General features: G+C 62.1%; 26 protein-coding genes. 14 read left to right on the forward strand and 12 right to left on the reverse strand.

Annotated elements, in window-relative coordinates; all coding sequences use genetic code 11:
- The first annotated feature begins 52 nt into the window (after positions 1–52).
- Positions 53–418, forward strand: a complete 366-nt coding sequence (locus tag K328_RS0113695) for a hypothetical protein (protein WP_028466458.1) — start codon at positions 53–55, stop codon at positions 416–418.
- A gap of 37 nt (positions 419–455) precedes the next feature.
- On the opposite strand, the gene K328_RS0113700 is transcribed toward K328_RS0113695, so the two are convergent.
- The 4 genes from K328_RS0113700 to pdxH all read right to left on the reverse strand — a co-directional run bounded on the left by K328_RS0113700 (position 456) and on the right by pdxH (position 3,277).
- Positions 456–1,196 carry an SDR family NAD(P)-dependent oxidoreductase gene (locus K328_RS0113700; RefSeq protein ID WP_028466459.1) on the reverse strand — a complete coding sequence of 247 codons (741 nt, stop codon included), beginning with the start codon at positions 1,194–1,196 and terminating at the stop codon, positions 456–458.
- A 74-nt stretch (positions 1,197–1,270) separates the two neighbouring features.
- Positions 1,271–1,630, reverse strand: a complete 360-nt coding sequence (locus tag K328_RS0113705) for a hypothetical protein (protein WP_028466460.1) — start codon at positions 1,628–1,630, stop codon at positions 1,271–1,273.
- 40 nt (positions 1,631–1,670) lie between these two features.
- Positions 1,671–2,540: a universal stress protein gene (locus K328_RS0113710; RefSeq protein WP_028466461.1), complete on the reverse strand. Its 870-nt coding sequence runs from the start codon at positions 2,538–2,540 to the stop codon at positions 1,671–1,673.
- A gap of 140 nt (positions 2,541–2,680) precedes the next feature.
- Positions 2,681–3,277 (reverse strand): pyridoxamine 5'-phosphate oxidase, encoded by a 597-nt coding sequence (pdxH, locus tag K328_RS0113715; RefSeq protein ID WP_036554304.1) that lies wholly within the window; start codon positions 3,275–3,277, stop codon positions 2,681–2,683.
- Between the two features lie 275 nt (positions 3,278–3,552).
- Here pdxH and K328_RS0113720 point away from each other — a divergent pair, with 275 nt between their 5' ends.
- On the forward strand, positions 3,553–4,026 hold the full coding sequence (locus K328_RS0113720) for an RT0821/Lpp0805 family surface protein (RefSeq protein ID WP_028466463.1): 474 nt from the start codon (positions 3,553–3,555) through the stop codon (positions 4,024–4,026).
- A gap of 83 nt (positions 4,027–4,109) precedes the next feature.
- Positions 4,110–5,057 (forward strand): DnaJ C-terminal domain-containing protein, encoded by a 948-nt coding sequence (locus K328_RS0113725; protein ID WP_028466464.1) that lies wholly within the window; start codon positions 4,110–4,112, stop codon positions 5,055–5,057.
- Between the two features lie 50 nt (positions 5,058–5,107).
- Here K328_RS0113725 and K328_RS25880 read toward each other — a convergent pair whose 3' ends face one another.
- Entirely contained in the window at positions 5,108–6,433 is a 1,326-nt protein-coding gene (locus tag K328_RS25880) for a YihY family inner membrane protein (protein WP_051284903.1), read from the reverse strand.
- A gap of 179 nt (positions 6,434–6,612) precedes the next feature.
- Between K328_RS25880 and fabI the strand changes: the two genes are divergently transcribed.
- The 4 genes from fabI (at position 6,613) to K328_RS0113750 (ending at position 10,885) form a co-directional block, all read left to right on the forward strand.
- On the forward strand, positions 6,613–7,425 hold the full coding sequence (gene fabI, locus K328_RS0113735; protein ID WP_028466465.1) for an enoyl-ACP reductase FabI: 813 nt from the start codon (positions 6,613–6,615) through the stop codon (positions 7,423–7,425).
- An 18-nt stretch (positions 7,426–7,443) separates the two neighbouring features.
- The gene (gene aroC / locus K328_RS0113740) at positions 7,444–8,529 is read left to right on the forward strand and encodes a chorismate synthase (protein ID WP_028466466.1); all 1,086 of its coding nucleotides are present in this window, start codon (positions 7,444–7,446) and stop codon (positions 8,527–8,529) included.
- Positions 8,530–8,622: 93 nt separating this feature from the next.
- On the forward strand, positions 8,623–10,392 hold the full coding sequence (gene sppA, locus K328_RS24055) for a signal peptide peptidase SppA (protein WP_051284904.1): 1,770 nt from the start codon (positions 8,623–8,625) through the stop codon (positions 10,390–10,392).
- A 10-nt stretch (positions 10,393–10,402) separates the two neighbouring features.
- A complete protein-coding gene (locus tag K328_RS0113750; protein WP_156901352.1) occupies positions 10,403–10,885 on the forward strand; it encodes a hypothetical protein in 483 nt (160 codons plus the stop codon).
- A gap of 19 nt (positions 10,886–10,904) precedes the next feature.
- On the opposite strand, the gene K328_RS0113755 is transcribed toward K328_RS0113750, so the two are convergent.
- Positions 10,905–12,530, reverse strand: a complete 1,626-nt coding sequence (locus tag K328_RS0113755; RefSeq protein ID WP_028466468.1) for an acyl-CoA synthetase — start codon at positions 12,528–12,530, stop codon at positions 10,905–10,907.
- Between the two features lie 157 nt (positions 12,531–12,687).
- Between K328_RS0113755 and K328_RS0113760 the strand changes: the two genes are divergently transcribed.
- From K328_RS0113760 to K328_RS0113770, 3 genes are read left to right on the forward strand one after another with little or no spacing between them, the layout of a single operon-like run.
- Positions 12,688–13,485 (forward strand): phytanoyl-CoA dioxygenase family protein, encoded by a 798-nt coding sequence (locus K328_RS0113760; protein WP_028466469.1) that lies wholly within the window; start codon positions 12,688–12,690, stop codon positions 13,483–13,485.
- 17 nt (positions 13,486–13,502) lie between these two features.
- Positions 13,503–13,793: a cupin domain-containing protein gene (locus tag K328_RS0113765; RefSeq protein WP_156901354.1), complete on the forward strand. Its 291-nt coding sequence runs from the start codon at positions 13,503–13,505 to the stop codon at positions 13,791–13,793.
- A 19-nt stretch (positions 13,794–13,812) separates the two neighbouring features.
- Positions 13,813–14,985: an amidohydrolase gene (locus tag K328_RS0113770; protein WP_051284905.1), complete on the forward strand. Its 1,173-nt coding sequence runs from the start codon at positions 13,813–13,815 to the stop codon at positions 14,983–14,985.
- Here the strand turns inward: K328_RS0113770 and K328_RS0113775 are convergent.
- The 5 genes from K328_RS0113775 to K328_RS0113795 form a co-directional block, all read right to left on the reverse strand.
- Positions 14,982–15,746 (reverse strand): isocitrate lyase/PEP mutase family protein, encoded by a 765-nt coding sequence (locus K328_RS0113775; protein ID WP_028466472.1) that lies wholly within the window; start codon positions 15,744–15,746, stop codon positions 14,982–14,984. The two genes, K328_RS0113770 and K328_RS0113775, sit on opposite strands and share 4 nt — an antisense overlap.
- Positions 15,700–16,815, reverse strand: coding sequence for a bifunctional transcriptional activator/DNA repair enzyme AdaA (locus tag K328_RS0113780; protein WP_028466473.1), 1,116 nt, complete (start codon positions 16,813–16,815; stop codon positions 15,700–15,702). The genes K328_RS0113775 and K328_RS0113780 overlap by 47 nt, the downstream gene beginning before the upstream one ends.
- 259 nt (positions 16,816–17,074) lie before the next feature.
- Positions 17,075–17,881, reverse strand: coding sequence for a PhzF family phenazine biosynthesis protein (locus tag K328_RS0113785; RefSeq protein WP_028466474.1), 807 nt, complete (start codon positions 17,879–17,881; stop codon positions 17,075–17,077).
- Positions 17,882–17,908: 27 nt separating this feature from the next.
- Positions 17,909–18,613, reverse strand: a complete 705-nt coding sequence (locus K328_RS0113790; RefSeq protein ID WP_028466475.1) for an alanyl-tRNA editing protein — start codon at positions 18,611–18,613, stop codon at positions 17,909–17,911.
- A complete protein-coding gene (locus tag K328_RS0113795) occupies positions 18,610–19,599 on the reverse strand; it encodes a threonine dehydratase (RefSeq protein WP_028466476.1) in 990 nt (329 codons plus the stop codon). Before K328_RS0113795 ends, K328_RS0113790 begins: the two co-directional genes overlap by 4 nt.
- Positions 19,600–19,804: 205 nt before the next feature.
- On the opposite strand from K328_RS0113795, the gene ehuR reads away from it, so the two are divergent.
- On the forward strand, positions 19,805–21,205 hold the full coding sequence (gene ehuR, locus K328_RS0113800) for a MocR-like ectoine utilization transcription factor EhuR (protein WP_028466477.1): 1,401 nt from the start codon (positions 19,805–19,807) through the stop codon (positions 21,203–21,205).
- Positions 21,206–21,256: 51 nt separating this feature from the next.
- Entirely contained in the window at positions 21,257–21,841 is a 585-nt protein-coding gene (locus tag K328_RS0113805; protein WP_028466478.1) for a GNAT family N-acetyltransferase, read from the forward strand.
- A 58-nt stretch (positions 21,842–21,899) separates the two neighbouring features.
- Here the strand turns inward: K328_RS0113805 and K328_RS0113810 are convergent, their stop codons facing one another.
- Positions 21,900–23,111: a M20/M25/M40 family metallo-hydrolase gene (locus K328_RS0113810; RefSeq protein WP_028466479.1), complete on the reverse strand. Its 1,212-nt coding sequence runs from the start codon at positions 23,109–23,111 to the stop codon at positions 21,900–21,902.
- 275 nt (positions 23,112–23,386) lie between these two features.
- Between K328_RS0113810 and K328_RS0113815 the strand changes: the two genes are divergently transcribed.
- Positions 23,387–24,454 (forward strand): ABC transporter substrate binding protein, encoded by a 1,068-nt coding sequence (locus K328_RS0113815; protein ID WP_084608306.1) that lies wholly within the window; start codon positions 23,387–23,389, stop codon positions 24,452–24,454.
- Positions 24,451–26,370, forward strand: a complete 1,920-nt coding sequence (locus K328_RS24060; protein WP_051284906.1) for an ATP-binding protein — start codon at positions 24,451–24,453, stop codon at positions 26,368–26,370. Before K328_RS0113815 ends, K328_RS24060 begins: the two co-directional genes overlap by 4 nt.
- Positions 26,371–26,403 lie beyond the last annotated feature (33 nt).

The following is a 26,403-nucleotide window of genomic DNA, read 5'->3' on the forward strand; positions in this document are numbered from 1 at the left end:
ATACTGAAGTGCCAGAGCTGGAATCGGCTAAAGCTGAGGAAAGGAGACGCACATGATGACCTTATTCAGGTCGCGCACAGAAACCCCAAAACCCGCGAATACATTCGCGGCCGCACAGGTACTCCGGCCACGCGGTGATTCCTATGTCCGCATAGACCGGCGCGACTATCCGCTGCAATGCTGGTCTCCGGCAGGGTTCACCCTCTCGCCCTACAATGGCTCCCTTATCCAACGCCAGAAGGCACGCGTAAGCATGCTGGTTCGGGACATCCATGATCCGGACGGCCCGCTGGAAATCGACGGCGAAGTCATTGTCGACATTGTCGGGAACGGGATTCTGGCCGCCCGGTGGACCGGGCTGCCGAAATACAAACTGGCCGCGCTTGCGCAGTATTTCACCGGGAAACTTTCCGCCTGACGGCCAAAACCAGCCCCTCGGAACGCCGGAACCCGGCTCAGAACATGTGCTGTCCGCCGGTCACGAAGATTTCCGTGCCGGTCACATAGCTGGAATCTTCCGAGCAAAGGTAGTGGATCGTCGACGCCACGTCTTTCGGGGTCCCCATCCGGTTCAGCGGAATGCGCGGGATCAGCATTTCGTATTCCGGCGACAGCATCGCCGTCTCGATCTCGCCCGGTGCCACTGCGTTGACGCGGACGCCGAGTTCCGCGAACTCGTTTGCCATTTCCCGGGTCAGCGACGACAGGGCCGCCTTCGAGGTGCTGTAGGCGGAGCCCGCGAAGGGGTGGATGAAATGCCCCGCGATCGAGGTGATGTTGACGATCGCGCCCTTGCCCCGGTGAAGCGGGGCCGCGAAGCCGCGCGCGAGACGGAGAGGGGCAAAGAAATTCAGCTCGAAGACCCGCCGCCATTCATCGATATCGCCGTTGAGGCAGCCGAGCCGTTCCTTGAAGGGGGTCTTCGGCGACCAGCCGGCGTTGTTCACCAGAGCATGCAGCGGTTTTTCCCCGAGCAACTCGTTTGCCTCATCGATGAAATTGTCGAGGCTGTCCGAGTCCGCCAGGTCGGCGGTGATATGGTGGCTCCAGTTCGGATCGCGCCGGCACTCTTCCGGCGGCGCATCGCGCGAACAGGTGATGATTTCCCAATTCCGTTCACTGAAGAAACGGACCGTGGCGTGGCCGATGCCCCGGCTGGCGCCGGTCAGCAGCATGGTTTTCTGGATCGTGCTCATGGTGCCGGAGTGTAAGCAAATACGGCGGCCCGAGAAAGGCCGCCGCACGCATCAAATATACTTGTCATCGAAGCTTATTTTACCGATGCAATCCGGAAGGTGCGCTGCACCCCGTCATGCTCGGTGATGGAGACATATTCCCCTTCGACGAAGTGATGCCGGTCGAATTTGAAGATCGGCTCATCATCCTCTTCGCCGTCCGCATAGCTGAATAACCAGCGCCGGCCTCGGGTATGAAGCAGGTGACCTTCCTCGTCCGGCTCACCCTGCCAGAACCGATGCACCGTGCAGTCGGCTTTCACTTTCTGCCAGGCATCAAGGTCGAGACTGCCATCCCCGGTCAGAGGAGCCTTGAACTCATAGCCGTGGTTGATGCTGCCTTCCGGGAAGTCCGGGTTCCGCGCCAACTCAAGGCGAATGGTACGCACACTCACGAGGATATCTCCTTTGTTCGATCAGATACGGTCATCAGGCTTAGTGCGCCATCAGAACCGGAATTCGCGCTGCGGTCAAAATATCGTCGGTAACACCGCCAAAAATCGACTCGCGAAGCCGACTGTGACTATAGGCACCAAGGACCAGCAATTGCGCACCCGCCTCGCGTGCTTCGGCCTGAAGCCTGCCGGAAATGCTGCCGGAGGATGCATCGAAGCTTTTCGCTGTCGCCTTCACGCCGTGCCAGCGCAGGGAGTCGACAAAAGCTGCAAGATCTTCCTCTGTCAGATCCTCATCGATTCCAGCCATCACGGCAACATTCTCTGCCGTCACCAACAACGGCATGGCATGCGCGACGGCTGCTGCCGCTTCCTTGGACGCATTCCAGCCGATCGCAATCCCTTTGATTGCCGGCATCTCAACATCCTGCGGCACCACCAGCGTTGCCTTGCCGCTCTCCAGCATGGCCGCCTCGGCGATCACCGCGGCGTCGGCACCGTCGTTGTCTGACGGCGCGACCACACAGATAGCGTCTACGGTCCGGGCACGACGCGCGACCACCCTGCCCGGCTCACCCACCAGCGTCTCGAACGAAACAGTAACCCCATCCGTAGCAGTCGGCTTCTCGACCACCGGGAGATTGTTCGCTTCGCGCCAGCGGTCAAATTCGGCAAGCGATGCGGCGCGGGCCTCGTTCGCTGCATTCTCCGCCTGCTCAATGATCGTTTCGATCATCGACGCACTCATGCCCATGCCGATCTGCGGCACCAGCACTTCGCGGGGGTCACGGTGAATATGAGCGACAAAAATATGCGCCCCATGCAGCGTCGCAAGAGCGCACGCAGCCTTAAGAACCGCCGCATCAGCTTCATTACCAAGCACAGGAGCAAGAACAGTTTTCAGAGACATGGTGCACCTCGTTGTAAGTATGATTCTTTCGTTAACCTTATCTGGGCCAAGAATGCTCCCACATTGACCTAGGTCAAAACCTTAAAAAACATCCCGCCAGAATTTCAGTGCGGAATCCTTCTGTGCATCCAGCTCCCGGCTCAGGGATAAAGCCGATCCACGGTCCAGGCTTCACTTTCGCTTGCCCGGCTGAAACAGAACCGGTCATGCAGGCGGAACTCGCCATCCTGCCAGAACTCGATGGTGAGCGGCGTCAGGCGCCAGCCGGACCAGTAATCCGGACGGGGGACCGATTCCCCGGGATATTTACTGTCGGCATTCTCAACCGCCGCCATCAGGGCCGGGCGGTCCGCCAGCGGACGCGATTGCTGCGAAGCCCAAGCACCGACACGACTGCCGCGCGGCCGGGAATTGAAATAAGCATCCGCCTCTTCGTCTGGAACCCGCGCCACCGGCCCGGTTACGCGGACTTGCCGTCGCACCGACTTCCAGTGGAAGCACAGCGCCACGAAAGGATTGACCTCGATCTCCCGTCCTTTCTGGCTTTCCATGTTGGAGTAGAAAACGAAGCCCTGCTCGTCGAACCCCTTCAGAAGCAAAATCCGCGCAGACGGACGGCCATCGGCATCAGCTGTCGCGACGGTCATGGCATTGGCGTCGTTCGGTTCCGTTTCGGACGCCGCCTTAAGCCAGCCATCGAAAAGCTCAAAAGGATTGTCTGTATCGGGTTCAAACATGCTCAAGCCTCAATCTGAAGGTGGCGAATCACACAGGAAACGCAACTTCGGTCTTTTTATTGCCTTATTGATCGCCAAATAAGGACCGAAGAGTACCTATCACTAGCGAGCGTCAACATGGCCTGTCCAGCGCTGAAACGTCGCAGCATGCCTCCCAGGACCAGCGGGATGCCATCGCCAGAGCGAGGTACTATCGAAAAGGAATTCCCGCGCGACGGGTTCAGCGGCTTCATCCGTTATAGATCCCGTCGGCCGCAACTGTGAGGAACAGAACCATGAGAACTCAAGCCGTGATTGTCGTCGTCGCCTCTCTGGCCCTCGGCGCGTGTCAGACAGATCAACTCGGGGCGAAGCAGACAGCTGGCGGCCTGTTCGGTGCGGTCGGCGGTGCGGTGGCAGGCTCCCAGATCGGGGGCGGCAAAGGTACGGTTGCGGCCGTTGCCATCGGCACCCTGCTTGGCGCCTTCATCGGCAGCGAAATCGGCAAGTCGCTCGACAATGCCGACAAGGCGGCGATGGCCAGAACAACGCAGAACACGCTGGAAACCCAGCCGGTCGGCACGACATCGACCTGGCACAATCCGGACAGCGGTCACTCTGGCACCGTGACCCCGACCAGCACCTATCAGGCCCCTTCCGGAGATTATTGCCGTGAATATTCCCAAACGGTGAATATCGGCGGACAGACCGAGGAAGCCTACGGGAAAGCCTGCCGTCAGCCCGACGGCAGCTGGAAAATCCAGAACTAGGCAGCGGCCTTCGGCTCTGCAATGATTGGAGCGGGCGGATTTTTGCATCCGGTCCAATTGCTTTTTCCATATACTCCCGGGCCATGAGCGATCCTTACAAGATATTGGGTGTAAAACCCGACTCCTCGCAGGACGAGATCAAGAAAGCGTACCGCACGCTCGCGAAGAAGCTTCATCCCGATCTCAATCCCGGCGACACGAAAATCGAGCAGCAGTTCAAGGAAGTCACGGCGGCTTACGACCTGCTTTCGGATGCGACAAAGCGCGCCAAGTACGATCGCGGCGGCATGAACGCGGGCGCGGGTGGTGCCGGCGGCGCATCGGCGAAGGCGACAAGCGGTTTCTGGAAGGCCTGGACGTCGGCCCGCAAGAAGCAGTCCGGCGGCTTTTCCGACATGTTCGACGGTGACGACGCGGATATGTTCGACGACATCCTGCGCCGACATGGGCAGGCCGGCGGCGGCTCAAGCCAGGGCGGCAGCGCCTACACGGTCGGGCCGGACGTCAATTACAAGCTCAAGGTAAGTTTTGCCGAAGCAGCCGCAGGTTCCACGAAGCGCGTCACGCTGTCCGACGGCAAGTCCCTCGACCTGAAGATTCCGCCCGCGACGGAAAGCGGCAAGACGCTCCGGCTCAAGGGCCAGGGCCGCAAGGGCAGCAATAGTGGCCCCGCCGGCGACGCCTTCGTCGAGATCACTGTGGAGCCGCACGACTATTTCCATCGCGACGGTCGGAATATCAAAGTGGAAATGCCGGTCACGCTCTACGAAGCGGTCCTTGGCGGCACCATCACCGTGCCGACCGTTCATGGCAATGTCTCGCTGAAGATCCCGGCGAAATCCAATACCGGCGCGACTCTGCGCCTGAAAGGCAAAGGCGTCCCTGCGCATGGCGGCAAACCGGCCGGCGACCAGCTCGTCACCCTGAAAGTGGTTCTGCCCGACACAGAAGATCCGGAGCTGATCAAACTGATGCAGAAATGGGCCGATGAAAAAGGCTACAATCCGCGCCACAAGATGCGCTTCAGCTGACCTCTGAAAGCCGGGGTGGATCGCTCTCAGCTATCCGGTACAGCGTCCGGTTATTCCGCGACCGCCGGTATCTCCGGCAACTCCCTGACGCCGCCTTTCTCACCAGTGAGTTCGTCAAGCACATCCGCCGCCGAACGGGACAAAGCGTTGCGTTCTGATTTCGAAAGAGCGTCGACTACGGCAGCAATAGAATCCGGATCCTTGTTCTTGCCCGGCTCCGCCGCATCCACCGCACAGCCAAGCCCCCGATAGAGATCGTAAAGGCTAAAGCGGGCCGGATCGCGGGCCAGGACAAAGCGTCCGTCCTCAATCCGTGCGACAAATTGGGCAGCGAGCAAGCGCTCCAGAACCTGACCGACCGCATCCGCGGAAGCAACATCGTCCAACGCGGCCTGCTCCATCGGCCCCGCCTTCTCCCGAATCGCCGCAAGGGTCGAAAGAGCAACGGAGAAGAGACGGGCCGGGCCTAGCTCGGGCGCGGCATCAAGCTGGCGAGAGTGCCACCAGTCGGGGAAGGACGCGGCGAAAACCGCGCCCAGCAGTATCACCGTCCAGGAAAAGTAGACCCAGACCAGAAAGATAGGGATCACGGCCATCGCGCCGTAGATCGTCTGAAAGGTCGGAAACGCCGCCAGATACCAACCGAAACCAAGCTTCAGGATTTCGAACGCAGTGCCGGAGAGACAACCGCCTATCAGCGCATCCCGCCAGGCGACCGAACGGTTTGGCACGATCATGAAGAGCAGCGTGAAGCCGACGCTCTGCAGAATGATCGCAATGACATGATTTCGGAACTCACCGCCGACATTGAGCGATTCCGCGTCCAGACCGGCATCCGTCCAGGTTTGTCGCAACACGCCGAATGCATCGCTGGTGGTGGAAAGGATCAGCCCCATCAGGATCGGCCCGAGAGACAACACCGCCCAGAAGATCAGGAAACGGATCAGCAGATGCCGTTGTCTCTCCACATGCCAGATTGCATTGAAGGTCGATTCGATGGTCGCTAGCAACAGAATCGCGGAAACGGAAAGGCCGATGATGCCCGCCGCGCCAAGTTTCGATGCGTTTTGCATGAAGCTGTTCAGATAAGTCCGGACGGGACCAGCGATCTCCGGCACCAGATTCTCGAAGATCGTCGCCTCGATGGCCGTCCGGGCCGTCTCGAAAGCCGGAAAAGCGGTGAAAATCGCAAACCCAATTGCCAGAAGCGGCACCAACGCCAGCAGCGTCGTGTAGGTCAGCGCGGCGGCCGCCTGCATGCCCCGGCCGCGATAGAACCGCATCAGCGCGAAACCGATATATTCCGCCAGGTCAGCCACAACGGCTGCGGCGGCGAGGGTTTTCCAGCGGTCGAGTCGATTGGCTTTTTTGCTCATGTTGTCAGCTTATCACGAAAGCCTGTAGAACAACGCGCGCCCGCACCCGGACAGGATCGCGCCACGGCAGATTCCGCAGCCTTCAGGCCACTGCATGCAGTTTGCCGCACGCTGCCTTTAGTGTAGGATCGCGCGAATCATGCGTAACTTTTTACGTCAACCTGCGTCGTGAGGCATCAATGAGTGAACCAAGCCCGATCATGAGTGGCAAAAAGGGGCTTGTCATGGGGGTCGCGAACGACCGTTCCATCGCCTGGGGCATCGCGAAAGCGGCAGCTGCCCAGGGGGCGGAACTCGCGTTCACCTTCCAGGGCGAGGCATTGCAAAAGCGGGTCGAACCGCTGGCCGCACAAATTGGCTCCAATCTGGTGCTTCCCTGCGATGTCACCGATGACGCAAGCGTCACCAAGACTTTCGAGACGATCCGCGAGAAGTGGGGAAAGCTCGACTTCCTGGTGCATGCCATTGCCTATTCAGACAAGGACGAGCTGAAAGGCAAATACGTCAACACGACTCGGGATAACTTTCTGAAGACGCTGGATATTTCCTGCTACTCCTTCACCCGGATCGCAAGAGAGGCGGCCGATCTGATGACGGATGGCGGCTCGCTGCTGACACTGAGCTATTTCGGCGCCGAAAAAGTGATGCCGCATTACAACGTGATGGGCGTCGCCAAGGCCGCGCTGGAAGCCAGCATCCGCTACCTTGCCACCGATCTCGGAGGCGACAATATCCGGGTGAACGGCCTTTCCGCCGGACCGATGAAGACGCTTGCCGCCTCCGGCATCGGCGACTTCCGCTACATCCTGAAATGGAACCAGTACAACTCGCCGCTGCGCCGGAATGTGACGCTGGAAGATGTCGGCGGCGCCGGCATGTACCTGCTGAGCGACCTGTCCAGCGGTGTCACTGGCGAAGTGCATCATGTCGATTGCGGCTACAACATCGTCGGCATGAAGGCGGTGGACGCGCCCGACATCTCCACGGTCTGACCCGGATAGTAAAAATACATGGCCAGCAATTCCTTCGGTGAGGTCTTCCGCTTCTCGACATGGGGCGAAAGCCACGGCCCCGCCATCGGCTGCGTAGTCGATGGCGTGCCGCCGCGCCTGCCCGTCTCCGAGACGGACATCCAGTTCTATCTGGACCGGCGCAAGCCCGGGCAGAACCGTTTCACAACACAGCGCCAGGAGCCGGATCAGGTGAAGATCCTGTCCGGTGTGTTCGAGGGCCAGACCACCGGCACCCCGATCGGGCTGATGATCGAGAACACGGACCAGCGCTCGAAGGATTACGGCGACATCATGAGCCGGTTCCGGCCGGGCCATGCCGACTTCACGTACGAGGCCAAATACGGCATCCGCGACTATCGCGGCGGCGGACGTTCTTCCGCGCGGGAAACCGCAATGCGGGTGGCCGCCGGCGCGATTGCGCGCAAGATCATCAGTGCCCGTCTCGGCAATGCCTTCCATCTGCGCGGCGCTCTGGTTCAGGTCGGCCCGCACAAGGTGAACCGGGACAACTGGGACTGGGTAGAAGTCGAGCGTAACCCGTTCTGGAGCCCGGATGCGAAAGCCGCCGAGGTCTGGACGGACTATCTCGACGGTGTGCGCAAGGCCGGCTCCTCCGCCGGCGCGGTGATCGAGATCGTCGCCGAGGGCGTGCCTGCCGGACTGGGCGAGCCGGTCTACGGCAAGCTCGACAGCGATCTTGCGGCCGCCATGATGACCATCAACGCGGTCAAGGGCGTCGAAATCGGGGACGGGTTTGCAGCTGCGGAGATTCCCGGCCACGAAGCTGCGGACGAAATGCGGATGGACGGCGACAAACCGGTCTTCCTGTCGAACCATGCAGGCGGCGTGCTCGGCGGGATTTCCTCCGGCCAGCCGGTCGTGGTGCGGTTCGCCGTGAAGCCGACCAGCTCCATCCTGACCCCGCGCCAATCCGTCGACAGGGATGGCAACGAGGTCGATGTGGTAACCAAGGGCCGGCACGACCCTTGTGTCGGTATCCGTGCCGTTCCTGTCGGCGAGGCCATGATGGCCTGCGTTCTGGCGGATCATCTGATGCGCCACGCGGCCCAGTGCGGAAGCTGAGAGCGGCCAGAACCTCCTCTGCCTTTGTAAAGCCATCGTTTTGCTCTAGCGGAACTCCTATATGTAGGGGAGATAACGAGGGGTGCTGCCGCAATGCTTAAATTTCTGAAAGGGCTCTTGATCAGTTTCGGGGTCCTGTTCCTGGTTCTGATCGTCGGTGGCATCGTCGGCCTGCGCTATGTGGCGAGCCAATGGCAGCCAGAGCCCCTCCCCGAGCATATGGTCCTCTCCCTCACGCTGAAGCCCGAGCTGCGCGAGACATCGGTCGGCGCACTTCCTTTCGAGAACGTCTTCAATCCCGGCTCCCCTTCGCTGCTGGACCTCGTGAACATTCTGAAAACGGCAAGCGAAGATGAACGCGTTCAGGGCCTGTTCCTCGATCTTTCCGCCGCCGACGTTCGCCCGGCCGAAGCGCAGGAGCTGAGAGAGGCGATCTCTCGCTTCCGGGCCAGCGGCCGTTTCGTACAAGCCTATGCGGACAGCCTGGAAGGCAATGGCGGGATCTCGACCTATCACCTTGCGACCGGCGCGGAGAGCATCGCCCTGCAGCCCTCCGGACTGCTCGACATCCGCGGCATAAGCCTCTCAACGCCGTTTTTCGGCGAGGCGCTGGAAAAACTCGGGATCGAAGCCGACTTCCGCACCCGCCACGAATACAAGGGCGCCGCAGCGTCCATGACGAGCGCGGCGTTCCCGGCCCCGATCCGGCAGAATTATCGTCGGCTTGTGGACTCGCTCTACGCCGGGATTGCCGCCGATATCGCCACCGCACGGCGGCTCTCCCCGTCTTCGGTGAACGGACTCATCGATACAGCTCCGCTGACAGCGGGAGAAGCCAAGAGCAACGGCCTGATCGATCAGATGCTTTACCGCGACCAGGCAATCGACGCAGCCAGAGCACGGGCGGACGGCGCCAGACTGGTCCCGCTCACCCGCTACTGGAACGATGCGGGTACGGAAAACGACGATGAAACCCCGACGCGGATCGCGGTCATCGCGGTCGACGGTCCGATCGTGCGCGGCCGCGCACCGTTGTTCGCACGCGATCGTCAGGCAGCGGCTCAAAGCATCGTCGATGCCGTCGAAGATGCCCGGAATGATACGAGGGTCAAGGCGATCATCCTCCGGGTCAGCAGCCCCGGCGGCAGCTACGTGGCGTCGGACACCATTCTGCACGCCTTGTCGGCGGCCCGCGCCGATGGCATGCCCATCATTGTTTCGATGAGCGACATGGCGGCATCCGGCGGATATTTCGTCGCGCTCGCGGCAGACCATGTCGTCGCCCATCCGAACACCATCACCGGCTCCATCGGGGTTGTCAGCGGCAAGCTGAACCTGTCCGGGTTTCTGGGTGAATACGGCGTCCGGACAGACAGCGTCAGCGCCGGCCGCAATGCCGACATGTTCAGCATGACGAAGCCCTTCAGCGCCGATGAAAGTGCCCGGCTCGACGCTGTTCTGGATACTATTTACGAGGATTTCACGACCAAGGTCGCCACCGCCCGGCGCCTCGGTCCGGCGGAGGTTGACGCCGCCGCGCGCGGACGTGTGTGGAGCGGCGAAGACGCGAAACGTATCGGCCTTGTCGATGTACTCGGCGGCTATGCGGAGGCCGAAGGGCTTGCCCGGGACGCGGCCGGAATTGCCCCCGAAACCCGCACCGCCCTGGTTGCCTATCCAGAACCGCGCCAGGATCTGAACGCCTTCGTGACCGCGCTTGAGGACGGCGAGATCGGTGAATCCGTCAGTCGTCTAGACGCGCTGTTAACTTTTATACGATATCATGGAATTATAGAGTCAGTGCTAAACAGCACCGGAGGTGGCCGAATAGACGCTTCGGCGCCCCCCATAAATGTCCGCTGAGGAGAATCCGATGCCGCGACTTATGCCTGTCTTCGGGCTGGCCATCCTGCTTGCGATGAGCCACGGCCCCCACGCGCTGGCCGCCAGCGAGGGCGACGAAGCGAACGCAAAAGTCGAGGCTGAGCGCCTGCAGAAGGACAAGGACCAGCGTAAAAAGGACAAAAAGTTCAATCGCGACATTACCTACCGGCACGCCATCGGGCCGGACGTGCTGCCGCTGGGTCCGTTTACCATTTCGCTCTATATCGACGGGCGCCTGACGGAGCACCGCCTCAAGGTCGCGCTGCAAGCGGTAGACACGGCCAAGAAAAGTGAACTCGAGGCCGCCAAGACACAGCTCTACGGGATCGTTTATCCGCTCTGCCTCAAGCTGTTTGAAAAAGGCCGGCCATCCTCGTCCGACATCCTTGCTTTCAAGGCGCAGGTACAAAAGAACGTGTCGACCCGGTTCAAGGACAGCCTGAAGGGCGTCTACATCGAGTCAGTCCTCTAGGGACAGCCTACTCTCGGGATCAGAGCGCCCTCGCCTGATCCCGCAGCACGAATTTCTGGATCTTGCCGGTCGAGGTTTTCGGCAACTCGCCGAATACCACGGTTTTCGGCACCTTGAAATGCGCCATTTTCTCCCGGCAGAAAGCGATCAGATCCGCCTCGCTGACCGTCGCCCCTTTCTTCAGGGTGACGAAGGCGCAGGGCGTCTCTCCCCATTTCTCGTCCGGCCGCGCCACCACGGCCGCGTCCAGCACGGCCGGATGCCTGTACAGCACGCCTTCAATCTCGATGGTCGAAATGTTTTCGCCGCCGGAGATGATGATGTCCTTCGAGCGATCCTTCAGCTCGACATAGCCGTCCTCGTGCCAGACCCCGAGATCGCCGGTATGGAACCAGCCGCCCCGAAAGGCGTCATCGGTGGCTTTCGGGTTCTTCAGATAGCCCTTCATGACGATATTGCCGCGCATGAAGACCTCGCCCATGGTCTCACCGTCCTGCGGTACCGGCTCCAGGGTTTCCGCCCCGGCAACCATCAGGCCTTCCTGCACCGGATAGCGCACGCCCTGCCGTGACTTCAGCCGGGCCTGCTCCTCGATCGGCAGGCCGTTCCATTCCTCGTGCCATTCGCAGACCACCGCCGGTCCATAGACCTCTGTCAGGCCGTAGACATGGGTAATTTTGACGCCCTTTGCCTCCATGCCCTCGATCACGGAAGCAGGCGGAGCGGAGGCGGCGGTCATCATCTGCACCTGATGATCCCACTCCCGGCTGTCCTCTTCCGGTGCGTTCAGCAGCATCGACATGATGACCGGCGCGCCGCAGAGATGGGTCACGCCATGATCGGCGATGGCATCGTTGATGTCCTTGGCGGCGGTCCGGCGCAGGCAGACATGGGTGCCGCCCAGCATGGTGATGGTCCAGGGGAAGCACCAGCCGTTGCAGTGGAACATCGGCAGGGTCCAGAGATAGATCGGGTGGTGCGCCATGCCCCAGACCATCGCATTGCCCAAAGCGTTCAGATAGGCGCCCCGATGGTGATAGACCACGCCCTTCGGATTGCCCGTTGTGCCGGACGTGTAGTTCAGCGCGATGGCGTCCCATTCGTCACCCGGCGGCACGGCGGCGAAATCCGGATCGCCGGTCAGAAGGAACGCTTCATATTCCATCTCGCCGAGGCGCTCGCCGGAGGTTGCCGCCGGATCCTCGACATCGATGACAAGGATATCCCGCGTCACCTGTTTCAGCGCCTCCCGGATCACCGGCGCGAACTCGGTATCGGTCAGCAGCACGCTGGCCTCGCCATGCTCCAGGATGAAGGCGATGGTCGGCGCGTCGAGCCGGACATTCATGGCGTTCAGCACGCCGCCGGTCATCGGCACCGCGAGGCTTGCTTCGAACGCAGCGGTGATATTCGGCGCCATCACGGCAACCGTCCTGCCCTTGCCGATGCCGCGTTTCGCCAGCGCGGAAGCCAGGCGATGGCAGCGCTCCCGCGTCTCGGCCCAGGTGAAGCGACGGTCCCCGTCGATAACGGAAGCCCTGGTCGGGAAAACAGCGGCGGTTCTGGTCAGAAATGAAATTGGTGTCATCGGCACATAGTTCGCCGCGTTCCGGTCCAGATTTTCCTCGAACGGATTCCCGCTCATTCCGCTGTTCCCCCTGATTTTTGGCCGGTCCGGCCCTTCGCTGTGCCGAAGGCTAACGTCCGAAGGACCGGGCTGCAATGCGCGCGGCATTTTAGGTCATTGCGGAGCCGGGTTCGGCAGGGTTAGCCTTCGGGTTCCTGCCTTCCGGAGCCATCCCATGCTGCATCCACTTCTCACCCAGACTCTGGTCGACGCCTATTGGCGCGACGGCGCCGTCCTGATCAAGGGCCTGTTCAAGGGCTATGTCGACCGGATTGCCGCTGGCATCGAGCGCAATCTGGCCGAGCCGGGTCCGTTCGCCGGGGACAATCTGAAGCCAGGGGAAGGCGGCCGCTTCTTCGAGGATTACTGCAACTGGGAGCGCATCCCGGAATTCGCCGATGTGGTCAGGAACTCGCCGGCCGCCGAAGTTGCAGCAGGTCTGATGGGCTCGAAGAAAACCCAGATGTTTCACGAGCATGTCTTGGTGAAGGAGCCGGGGACTTCCAAACCGACGCCCTGGCATCAGGACAGCCCGTATTACTTCGTCGACGGCATGCAGAATGTCAGCTTCTGGGCGCCGGTCGATCCGGTGACCGATGCCTCCCTGCGCTGTGTCGCCGGCTCGCACCGCTGGGAGAAGGAAGTCCTGCCGACGCGCTGGCTCTCCGACACCAATTTCTATCCGGGCGATGACGATTACATGCCGATCCCCGATCCCGACGCCGAAGGCATGCCTATCGTCGAATGGCCGCTGGAGCCGGGCGATGCCGTCGCCTTCCATTTCCGCAATCTGCACGGCACCCGCGGCAACGAGACCGGCAACCGGCGGCGGGCCTTCTCGCTCCGCCTTGTCGGTGACGATGCCCGCTATGTGGAACGCCCCGGCCCGACCTCCCCGCCTTTTCCGGGCCACGACATGAAACCGGGGCAGGTGCTTCGGGAAGACTGGTTTCCGTTTCTTTACTCCACCTGATCCGGAAGGAAATCGCCATGACCGAGGCCCGCCCTCAAGCCGTTCCCACGACCCTGCTGGACGACGACGTCGTCCGCATCACCCGGTGGGATTTCCAGCCCGGCGCCGAAACAGGCCATCATGTCCACGGCATGGGCTATGTCGTCGTGCCGATGACCGACTGCCAGTTCCTGCTGGAAGAGCCGGCAGGCCCGCGCCGCGTCGACATGGCTACCGGTGCCGCCTACCGGCGCGATGCCGGGGTCGAACATAACGTGGTCAATGGCGGCGACGCGCCGATGGCCTTCATCGAGATCGAATACAAGTAAACAGGATCGACCGGACACCATGCGCAACTTCGACCATTTCCTGACACCGGAAGAAGAAGAAACCCTCGTCGCCTTCCGGCACGGCCTGCACCGCCACCCGGAGCTTTCCGGCGAGGAAGAATGGACCGCACGGCAGGTCGCGGAGTTCGTCGGCGCCCGTTCACCCGACAAGGTGCTGACAGGCCTTGGCGGGCACGGGGTCGCGGCGATCTATGAAGGCGCGGAGCCGGGACCGACATTGCTTGTCCGGTCCGAACTCGATGCCCTGCCGATCCAGGAACTCTCCGGCCTCGACTACAGCTCTGAAATTGACGGCAAGGCCCATCTCTGCGGCCATGACGGCCACACGACCACATTGGCCGCGCTGGCCTACGGTCTGGAGCGGGAACGACCAGCGCGGGGCCGTGTCGTGCTGATGTTCCAGCCGGCGGAGGAAACCGGCGCGGGCTCAGCCGCCGTGATCGCGGACCCGCGCTATGACGAGATCCGCCCGGACATGTCGATCTCCCTGCACAACATGCCGGGCATTCCCATCGGCCACGCAACGCTGGCACCGGGGATCGTCACCTGCGCCTCGCGCGGCATGGAAGTCCGGCTGACCGGCAAGACAGCTCATGCCTCCCAGCCGGAAACCGGCACCTCGCCGATGGCTGCGCTCTCCACCCTGATGCCGGCCCTGTCCGCGCTCGGCGGCGGCGACATCAAGGGCGCGCATTTCTCCATGGTCACGGTCACCCACGCGTCCATGGGCGAGCCCGCCTACGGCGTCGCCCCCGGTGCGGGACGGCTGATGGCAACGCTGCGGACAAAGTCGGACGGGGAAATGGCAGCTCTGGTGGCCGAGGCGGAAGCGATGGTCGCCGACGCCGCGAAAGCCGCCGGGCTGACATTCACGATTTCCTATGACGACGTGTTCGACCACACGGAGAACCATCCCGAAGCCGTGCAACTGCTCGAACAAGCACTGGACGGACGTGGCGTTACCCATGATCCAGGCGACCTGCCGTTCCGTGGCTCAGAGGATTTCGGCCGCTTCGGACAGGGCTCGAAAGGCGCGATGTTCTTCCTTGGCGCCGGTGAGAACCGCCCGCATGTGCACAATCCGGATTACGTGTTTCCGGACGAGCTGATCTCCATCGGCTCGGGCGTCTTCATGCGGGCAATCCGGAACTATCTGGGAGCTGCACGTTAGGCGTAGACCGCCGACGCCCGCTCCGTCACCCAGGCCATCATGTCGCGCCATGGTCCGGGCCCGTAGCTGATCCGGGCCACGCCGAGTGCCGCCAGTTCCTGCGGAGCGGGCACGTCCGGCATGATCAGGATGTTGAGCGGCAGTGCGATTTCCTCTGCGGCGCTCCTGATCAGCTCCGGACTCTTCAGCCCGGGCATGAAAATCCCGCTGGCGCCCGCCTCGGCGTAGGCCTTGGCGCGGGCAAGCGCCTCGTCGATCAGGCGAGGATGGTTTGCAACATCCCGGTCCTTGAGGAAGATGTCCGTGCGGGCGTTGATGAAGAACGGCAGGCCCGCATCCTCGGCGGCGGTCCGCGCGGCACGGATTCGCTCCGCCTGTTTCGTCACCGGATAGAGCCCTTCCCCGCCGACCTTCTGATCCTCGAAATTCACCCCGACGGCACCGGCGGCGATCATCCGCGCGATGTTCCTGCCCACACCGCTCGGGCCCGCCGCGTAGGCGCCTTCGAAATCGACGCTGAGCGGCAAATCGCTGGTGGCCGTGATCCGCTTCACGATCATTTCCAGCATGTCGAGCGGCAGCGCTTCGCCATCGCCGTAGCCTTGCGCACCCGCGACCGACCAGCTCCCCGTCGCCAGCGCCTTTGCCCCGGCAACGGCAACAGCCTTGGCGCTGCCCGCATCCCAGATATTGAAGAGAATGAGCGGATCGCCCTTACGATGCAGATCCGCGAATGCCTGTGCCTTGTCCGCTTGCGACATGTGTTTGTTCTCCCCCTTGGCTTGCATAGGCCTGTTCAAGCTCGATCAGTTTCTGTTTGCGCCAGATCCCGCCGCCATACCCGGTCAGCGAGCCGTCGGCCCCGATCACCCGGTGGCAGGGAATGGCGATGGCTATCTGGTTCGCGCCATTGGCGCGCGCGACTGCCCGGGTCGCGGACGGGCGGCCGATGGCCTTAGCCAGATCGCTGTAGCTCCGCGTCGCGCCCGCCGGGATGCGTCGCAGTTCCAGCCAGACCTCCCGCGTGAAGGGGCTGCCGTGATAGGTCATCGGCGTTTCAAACCGGGCGCCCTCTCCCGAGAAATAGGCCTTCAGCTCGGCCTCGATCTGCTCCGTCGGAGCAAAGCGGCCGATACCGATGCCACCGCGCGTCGCATCGCGCAGCCGCTTCAACTCGCGCGGCAAAGCCTTGCGGTCGACAAATTCCAGAAGATGCAGGCTGGAGCGGTCGCTGACCGCGACCAGCGCACCGATCGGGCTGTCGATCCAATCCGCTTTCAGGAATTCCTCACCGGTGAAGCTTGCGGGCGACTGGCCGAGCAGCCGGGCGAAGGCAGAACGAAACCCGCTCGGCGAGTCGAACCCGGCCTCAAGCTGCGCATCGATCACGCGGCCGCCATCCGACAGGGTGACGAACCCGTCCCGCAAGCGGCTGAGCCGGGCCATTTCAAGGAAGGTCACGCCGAACTGGCGCTTGAAACTGCGCCGCACGGTCGAGGGGTCGAGACCAAGCGCGATGACGTCCGCCTCGGTCCAGCGCCGCGCCGGGTCGTCCTCAAAGGCGGCGACGAGAATCTTCACCGCCGGATCGGCCTCCGCCGCCGTCGCCACCGGCTTGCATCGCTTGCAGGGCCGGAAGCCGGACTCGATGCATTCACCGACCGTGGCAAAGAAACGGCAATTTTCCGGTTTTGGGTTACGCGCCGGGCAGTTCAGCCGACAGAAGATCCCGGTCGAGGTGACGCCGACATAGACCCTGCCGTCATAGGCCGGGTCCCGCCGGACAAGGGCGTCGTAGAGGAGGTCATGATTTTCAATGTCGTACAGCATGCCCCTCCTCTATCAAACCGCGCCCGGAGCGTACGCCGATTTTCGGGCAGCTATATTTCTTTTCGCTGTCTCAACGATGAAAGATCACTGTCCCCGCTCTTCCCCTGCGCCGTCATCCCTGCACTCCTCTCTTCGTCATTCCCGCGTACGCGGGGACCCAGGGAGCGAAGAGCCGGGCTCCATGATCGACTGGGTCCCTGCTCTCCGGCAGGGATGACGATGTGAGGGAAAAGCCGGGATGAGGACCGTTGAAGTGGCCTCAGATCTCGATATGGCCCGAGAGATAGCGCGCGGCCTTGCCTGCCATCTCCACCCGGTCGCCTTTGAGGCTGCATTTCAGCTCCCCACCGCGGGCCGAGATCTGCCGGCCGAGCAGCTCTTTCTTGCCCAGCCGGTCCGCCCAGTAGGGGATCAGCAGGCAATGGTTCGAGCCGGTCACCGGATCCTCGTCGATACCGTGGTTCGGCGCGAAATAACGGGAGACGAAATCGACCTGCCAGCCCGGCGCCGTCGCCATTATGGAGACCGACTGGAGCCTTTTCAGGGCGCCGAAGTCCGGGCTGAGCGCACGGATCTGATCCTCGTTCTCGAACACCGCCATCAACCGGTCCCGCTCCGGCTCCTGCGGCGCATCGTAGAGTGCGACAGGTTCCGTGCCGAGGGCTTCGAAAAGCCCAGCCGGGGCGTCCCGCTTCGCCGGCGGATAGCTCGGGAAGTTCATGACGTATAGATCACCGTCCCGCCGCACCTTGAGCACACCGCTGCGGGTCCGGAAGCTGATCTCCTGACGGTCCGGCATCAGGTCGTCGAAGATCAGCGCGGCACTGGCGAGGGTCGCATGGCCGCACAGATCGACCTCCACCGCCGGTGTGAACCAGCGCAGGTGGAAGTCGGCCTCGCCTGTGTCGTCGGGGACGAAGAATGCGGTTTCCGCCAGATTGTTCTCGGCTGCGATCGACTGCATGGTCGGATCGGTCAGCCAGCTGTAGAGCGGACAAATGGCCGCCGGATTGCCCCCGAACACATTCTCGGTAAAGGCATCGATCTGGTAAATTGGAACCCGCATTTCCTTGTTTCCTTCTTGTACTTCCGGTCACTCAACCAGCGTCAGATTGATCCGCCGGTTCTGCTTGCCCTTGTTCTCGATCTTGCCGATCTGGATGGTGCCGATCTCCGACGTGGAGCGGACATGCGTCCCGCCGCAGGGCTGGAAATCCACATCGTCACCGATCCGGATCATGCGCACCTTGCCGCTTCCCATCGGCGGCTTCACGGACATGGTCCGGACGAGATCCGGATTGGCTGTCAGCTCATCGTCAGTGATCCATGAGATGCTGATCCCGTGGTCGCCCGCGATGACCTGGTTCAGTTGCTCGGTCAGGGCCTCTTTTTCCGGACGCTCGCCCGGAATGTTGAAATCGAGCCGGCCCTTGCCCGCGCCGATCTGCCCGCCGGTCACGCCGCCATCGACGACGGAACAAAGCAGATGCAGAGCCGTATGAACCCGCATGTGCTTGTAGCGCCGGTCCCAGTCGAGGGTGACTTCGACGTCGTCGCCAACGGCCGGGGCCGCCGCGCCTTCTTCGAGTTTATGCAGAATACCGTCCTCGCCTTTCACCGCCTCGGTGATGGCGACCGTGCCTCCCGGGCCTGCCAGCGTGCCGCTGTCTCCGGGCTGGCCGCCGCCGGTCGGGTAGAAAACGGTGCGGTCCAGCACAACCCCGTCCGGGCCGGATGCCAGCACTTTCGCGGTGCAGGATTTCAGATATGAATCTTCCCGGAACAGCTCTTCAGTCACGTCGCAGTCTCCTCATGTGTCTCCGCGCCCATCAGCACGTCGCGATAGAGCGCAAGGTCGACATTGGCACCGCTGAGGATGAGCGCAACCTTTTGACCCGCATTGGAGTCTTTCTCTTTCAGGCAAGCCGCCAGCGGTGTGGCCGCCGCGCCCTCGGCGACATTGTGGGTATCGGTGAAATAGTGCCGCATGGCCGCCTTGATCTCGTCTTCGGAGACCCGGACGATCCGCTCCGCCCCTTTCAGGATAACCTCGACCGCCTGCTCCACCGGCACCCGGCAGGCGACGCCGTCCGCCATCGTGTCCGCGCTGTTGGTCGAGACCGGCTTCTTCTGCTCGAAAGAGAGCGCATAGGCGGGCGCGTTTTCAGCCACCACGCCGATCACCTGCGTCTTCAGGCCGAGCGCATCCCGCGCGGCGATCACCCCGGAGATGCCGGAGCCAAGCCCGATCGGCACATAGACCCGGTCAAGGTCCGGGCAGGCCGTGAACAGCTCAAGCCCATAGGTCGCCACCCCGCGCACCAGATCCGGATGGTAGCTCGGCAGCAGATGCAGCCCCTCGCCCTCGGCCAGGGAGACCGCATGCTCGAACGCCGCCTGGAAATCCTCGCCATGCTCGATCAGCTCGGCACCGAGCGCCCGCATGGCCGCATTCTTTTCCACCGAATTTCCGCGCGGCACCACGACGACAGCGCGCAGCCCGGCCCGCGCCGCCGCGAAGGCGACGCTCTGGCCGTGATTGCCCCGGGTCGCGGTGATCACACCCGGACAGTCCGGCACCCGGCGTTTCAGGCCGTCCATATAAACCAGCCCGCCACGCATCTTGAAGGCACCGAGCGGCGTGTGGTTCTCGTGCTTGACGCGGATCTCTGTTCCGGCCCGCTGCGAAAGCAGCGGCCAGTGATGTTGCGGCGTCGGCGGCACAAGCTGATGTACCAGCCGGGCCGTCTCTTCAAGTTCGTCGCGTGTGAAAGAAAAAGCCACGATCCATCCTTCCCGGTTGCAGTCAATCAGCCCGCATCATGTCAAAGCAGGCGGCATCAATCCATGGCACCATCAAGCCCTGCGACCGGATTGTCTCTATTTCCCCAGCCATTAATCGATACAATATTGCGATTGAACCGATCCAATACCTGCGTAATATCGGTTCAATCATCGATCAATCGGAACATTGTCACAGAGACAAAGTATGCACAGCCACCCGATGGACTGGGTCCCCGATCTGAGCGACCGGCCCGGACCGAAATATCTCTCGATCGCCCGCGCCATGGCGGAAGACATCGCCACCGGCGCCCTGCAACCGGGCACGCAACTGCCGACGCACCGCGAGCTGGCCTATCAGCTCGGTGTCACTGTCGGCACGGTATCGCGTGCCTATGCCGAAGCTACCCGGCGCGGCCTGATCGACGGAGAAGTCGGCCGCGGCACCTTTGTCCGCCGCCGGATCGGCCGGGACATGGGCGAGATACCGGCAGGCGCTAACCGGGGCGGGATCGATTTCGGACTGAACTTTCCGCCGATGGGGAACACGGAACGGGACGCCTTCTCCGACGCCCTGAAGGAAATCGCCGACAGCCGCGACCTGATGAACCTGATGGCCTATGCCCCGCATGGCGGCGCCCCGCGTCACCGGCAAGCGGCGGCGGACTGGATGCGCGCCCTCGGTGTCGAGACCGATGCGGGCCGGGCCATTGTCACCACGGGTGGGCAGAACGGCATGCTCGCCGCCTTTGCAGCTCTGGTGCAGGCGGGGGATACAATCCTTGTCGAAAAGCTGACATATCCCGGCATTGTCCCCCTCGCGGAAATGCTCGGCTTGAAAGTGCAGCCGGTGGATATGGATGCCGAAGGCGTGCGCCCGGACTCGCTGGAAGAAGCCTGCCGCAGTTTCGCACCGCGCGCGCTCTATTGCATGCCGACCCTGCAAAACCCGACCAACGCCGTGATGGGCGAGCAGCGACGGCAGGACATTGCCGCCATCGCGGAACGCTACAATCTGATCCTGGTCGAGGACGATCTCTACCGCTTCCTGGTGGCGGACGCACCGCCGCCGCTGGCGAATTACCTGCCGGACCAGACGATCTTCATCACCTCCGCCGCCAAACAACTGGCGCCGGGTTTGCGCATCGGCGGGGTCAGCGCACCGCGCGCCATGGTGCCGAAGCTGGAACGGGCGATGCGGGCCTCAACCTGGATGGCCGCGCCGGCCATGGCGGAAGTCTTCGCGCTCTGGGTCGACCGGGGCATCGCCGGCATTCTCGCCCGGGAAAAAGCCGAGGAAATGCGGAGCCGCCAGACCGCCGCCGCCGAAATCCTGCAAGGCTTCGAGTTCACCGGGCACCCGACCAGCATGCATCTCTGGCTGACCGTGCCGGAGCCCTGGACCGACCGCGATGCCGTGGCGGTGCTGGGAGAGCATGGCGTCATCGCCTCCTCCGGTCAGGTTTTCGCCACCGCTCCCGGCGCCGGCCGCAACCGTCTCCGCCTCTCTCTCGGCAACCCGAAAGACCTGAAGATCGTGCGCCACGGTCTCGGCGTTATTGCCGAAACCCTCGCCGGTGCTCCGCAACAGGCCGCCTCCATCGTCTGACCCACTTCCTGCCTATTGCCTTTCCATTTGCATGCTGAAGGACCACCCGAAATGAAAGTCGAACCCGTCACCCTGACCGGTAAACATGTCCGCCTGGAGCCGATGAGCGAAGCCGCCATCCCGGCCCTGCAGAAGGCTGCGGAAGATCCGGCGATCTGGAAATGGACCTGGCCCGGAACGGACCCGGATGCGGTCGCGGCCTATGTGCGTCTGGCACTGGAGAACCAGGAAAAGGGCATCGACCTGCCCTTCGTCACCGTCGACGTCGCCAGCGGCGAGGTTGCAGGCTCAACCCGCTATATGACCATCGACACCAAGAACACACGTGTGGAAATCGGCAGCACCTGGCTGAACCCGCGCTATCAGCGCTCGCCTCTCAATACCGAAGCAAAATACCTGATGCTGACCCATGCGTTCGAGACGCTCGGCTGCATCCGGGTCGAGTTCAAGACCCACCACAGGAACGAGCAGTCCCAGAACGCCCTGAAGCGCATCGGCGCGATCTATGAAGGCACCCTGCGCCAGCACATGATCCACACCGACGGCACGCTCAGGGATTCGGTCTATTTCTCCATCCTCGACAAGGAATGGCCCGAGGTGAAGAAGATGCTGGAAGCGAAGCTGGCCGCGAGATAGCACCCTACCGGGTCGGACAAGCTCTCAGAAGCTATCCGGCCCGGATCCTTTCAGTAAATTAACCTTCCACGAACCCAGCCGTCGCCACCAGCGCGAGCAGGCCTGCATTCAAGCCCCGCAGGCTCAGCTTCGGCTCGACATCGATCCACTCGTCCACCGTATGGGCCCGGCCACCGGCGCCGCCGTGGGAGAATTTTACGGCCGGGACGCCGTGCGCCATCGGGATATTGGCGTCTGTCGAAGAGGCGGAGAAGGCAGGCTCGAATCCGTAGGCTTTTATCGCGGCGACGCTGGCTTCGACGATGGTGGTGTTGTGCGCCGTGGTGCCTGCCGGGCGGTTGCCGATCTGGGTGAGCTCGACGCTGATTTCGCCGTTCGTGGTATCGCCGCGCGCATTCTCGCCTGCGACTGCCGCATCGATCAGCGCTTTCACCTCTCCATCCACCCGGTTCAGCACCTCGGCGGATTCAGACCGCAGGTCGATCTCGGTCCAGACATCTTCCGGAATCGCGTTCACCGACGTGCCGCCCTGAAACGTGCTGGCGCAATAGGATGATCGGGGATCGCCCGGCACCTCGATCTTCGACATGCCGACCAGGAAAGTGCCAAGCGCATAGGCCGGGTTCACCGTGCCGAACGCGCCGAGGCTGTGCCCGCCCGGGCCCTTGAACGCGACCTTGTAGCGGTAGGAGCCGACACCTGCGGTGACCAGATCCTGAGTCTCAATACCGTCGAAGGTGAAGAAGGAGGCGATGCGTTCGCGATAGGCATTCTCGGTGAAGAGATAGCGCACGCCGCGCAGGTCGCCCTTGCCCTCTTCGCCGACATCGCCGACGAACAAAATGTCCTGCTCGGTCTCGATCCCGCCCGCATCGAGCGCCCGGATGAAGGCCAGCAACGTCGCCAGCCCCCGCGTGTCGTCACCGACGCCGGGGGCGAACAGCTTGGTGCCCTCGCGACGGACTTTCACGTCCGTGCCTTCGGGAAACACCGTGTCGAGATGCGCCGCCGCCACGACAATGGGGCCATTGCCGCGCCCGCGCCGGAGGCCGGTGACATTGCCGATGCCGTCCCGCTGCACGTCTTCCAGCCCGAGCGCCCGGAACATCTCCTCATACGCCGCCGCCCGCTTTTCTTCCTTAAAAGGCGGGGACGGGATCTCGGTCAGGGTGACGATCTCGCCGACGAACCTGTCGTGCCCCGCACGCAGATCGTCGGTGGCTTTCTGGAACTGCGCGGAGGCGCGGATGGTCGCGGTATCGTTGGTCATGTTTTTTGCTCGCGGGGGCGTTCGGGAAGGGGCAACGGGATCATAGAGTACAGGAAACAGACCGGGCTCAGCATCCACTGGATCGGCATCACCGGAATGCCGATCAGGAAGCAGCCGATAACGGTCGATTCGAGCGACGATGGCTGGCAACTACATCGCTTTATCCTCTTGGTTCTGCACAAAACACAGTTCCGTGCTTTGCATTTTTTATGATGCCCTTACAATCGCTAAAGGTTTAGACTCAAAAAGTATTTGCACACAAACAGGGTGCCGCAGTGCCTTCAATCAGGAGCCGTCCGACGCACGCGTTTTTGAAATTGCTGTTTCTTGGCCTCTGCTTCTGGCTGCTTCCGCAGAGCGCGGTTGCCAGCGAAACGCCTAAACGGATTGTGATCCTCCAGACTCTCTCCTCTACCTTTCTGGAAAAGTCGACCGTACGGTTCCGCGCGGAAATGACCCGCCTGGGTTTCAAGGACGGAACAGATGTTTCCTATACCGTCCTGAATGCCAAAGGCGATTACGGCCGGGCCAAATCCCTGCTGACATCCGCAATCGATGAGAACACCCCGGATCTGGTTGTGACAGTTGCCACCCTCGCGACCCGCGCCGGACGGGACCTGCTGTCGGGTACGAAGATCCCGCAGATGTTCCTGATCGTCACGGACCCGGTTGGTGAAGGGTTCGTCAGTGAAATGGGGAAAACCAGCGGATCGAACATCACGGGTCAGAGTCATGTCGTCCCGGTGGAATCCCAGCTCGCCCTGGTCTCCCAGATATTGCAGACGGCCAGGCGTGACACACCGTTCCGCATCGGCATCCTGCGCTCCACATATCCGTCGGCGGTCAGCGAATCCGCCCAGTTGCGCGCTGCCGCGCACCAGTTCCCGGTCGTGAGCCTGACCGATCTCGGCTTCCCCTATTTGCCTGGAGACAGCGGACGCCCAGAGATGAGCAAATCGGCAGTGGAACTGATAACTACGCACAAAGACAGCCTGGACGGCATCTGGCTGGTGGCCGGGCCGAACCAGACCAACCTCGATTTCGTGAACACAGTCCTGGCCACGGGCATGCCTATCGTGAATAGCGGCAATATCAGGAATGCCCGTCTCGGGGCCATGCTCGCCCTGCAGTCCACGGTGGAACTCAACGGCAGGGCCGCTGCAGAAGCGGCAAGCGCTATCCTGTCCGGAACCAACCCCGCGGACATTCCGGTAACCCGGCCGAGCAAGTTTATTGCCGGCGTGAATGTTCTGACCGCCGCCAGACTTGGTGCCGTCATTCCCTCCGGCATTCTGGAACTGGCGCAGGAAAACGTCTTTTATCGACAAGGTCGCGGAAATTGAGCCTCTACACGAAATTCATCGCCGCGATCATTCCCATCGTTCTGCTGGGAACAGGCGCTCTCGGCTACTGGTCCTTCACACATTCCAGGGATGTGCTCTACAGGACCGAGCAACAGTCGATGAACCTGCGGCTTGAGAGTGCGATCGACCAGTTTGTCGACCGCCGCTACCGGCTTCTGGAGACCACCGGGCTGAACTCGCTGACCTCCTACGTCGATCAGTACAAATCCGAGGCGCTGACCGATTTCAGGACTCTCAGTCAGAAAACCGGCCGGCGCGTTCTGATTTTCAACCGGGACGGCTCCGCCTTGTTCTGCGGCGGCTGCGAGGACGATCTCTTTCCCGACGGTTGGGGAGAGCTTGTATCTGACGTCACCGACAAGCTCTTCGGAACCCATTACGCCGCCCCCGGCGACCACGCGGTCTTCAGCGCAGCCGGGTTCGCAAAACCGGAATGGAACTGGGTCGTCCTCCTGACGATCCCGGAGTCCGTAGTCTCGAAGGATGTCGAGGATATCCGGCTGGCGACGATCATTGTCTCTCTCGCGTCCATACTCGCCGTCGCCGGAATGATCGCCTGGGTATCGCGCAGCCTCCTCGTCACGCCAATCCTGAAGCTCAAGCTTGCTGCGGATTCCATTGCCCGGCAAGAGCCGATATCCCGGATCGATATCAACTCGAACGACGAACTCGGCCGCCTCGCCCGGGATATGGAGATGATGTCCCAGGCGACCCACGATTATGTCGAGCGGGCAAACGCCGCGAACAAGGCAAAGTCCGGGTTCCTGGCGACAATGAGCCACGAGATCCGAACACCGTTGAACGGTGTGCTGGGCATTGCCCAGCTTCTGGAAGACACGGATCTCAATCCGGACCAGCAACGGAAAGTCTCCAACATCGTTGCCTCGGGCAAGACCCTGCTTGCAATCATCAATGACGTGCTGGACATGAGCCGGATCGAATCCGGCGCCATGGAGCTGGAAGACACGGTCTTCGACCTGAAAGAGCTGCTGTCCTCGATCATGACCCCGTTCCAGACCGCAGCCGGGCAAAAAGGCCTGACCATAAGAGGCGAGTACGCGTTGTCGGAGCCCGCCCAGATGCGCGGCGATCCTGTCCGGCTGCGGCAGATACTCTGGAACCTGCTCAGCAATGCCGTGAAGTTCACGGATTCAGGCAGTGTCGTACTCACGGTCAAGGAAGTCAGCGCGGACGCTGCCCCGACCTCCGTGCCCTCACCAGAGACAACACGCGGAATCCGCTTTGCCGTAACCGATACCGGCACAGGGATCGCGCCGGACCGCCAGGCATCCATTTTCGAGGCCTTCACCCAGGAAGACAGCTCGATCACCCGGAAGTTCGGAGGTACCGGCCTCGGCCTCTCCATCGTCAGTCAGATCGTCGAGCTCATGGGCGGCCAGATAGGGATCGAAAGCGAACTCGGGAAAGGGACGACGATAGATGTCTTTATCCCCTTCGGCACCGTCACCGAGGAGGATCTGGCACTTACGAAGTCGGCAAGCCTGGCAGCTTCCGGCGAAAGGCGAACGCTCCCTGTTTATAAGGTCCTGGTCGCGGAGGACAACGCAATCAACGCCATGGTGGTAACCGCCGTCCTCGAAAAACTCGGTCAGTCCGTCAAGCATGTCGAGAACGGCCGCGAAGCCGTTGACGAAGTCATGCGGGGCGAAACCGACTTCGTCTTCATGGATGTCCACATGCCGGAGATGGACGGGATCGAAGCGACGAGAGAAATCAGAGCCGCCGCATCCCACAATGATGTCCCCATCATCGGCCTCACGGCCGAGGCTTTCGTTGAGCGCCACTCGGAATTCAGGAACGCGGGCATGAACGATGTGCTGACCAAGCCGTTCACGGAAGACCAGCTGTTCAAGGTACTGTCCCGGTATGGGTGATGCTGCCTGGCCAGACTGTTAACGCCTGACCAG

It is taken from the genome of Nisaea denitrificans DSM 18348, from assembly GCF_000426505.1.
In the GTDB taxonomy this organism is placed as follows: Bacteria; Pseudomonadota; Alphaproteobacteria; order Thalassobaculales; family Thalassobaculaceae; genus Nisaea; species Nisaea denitrificans.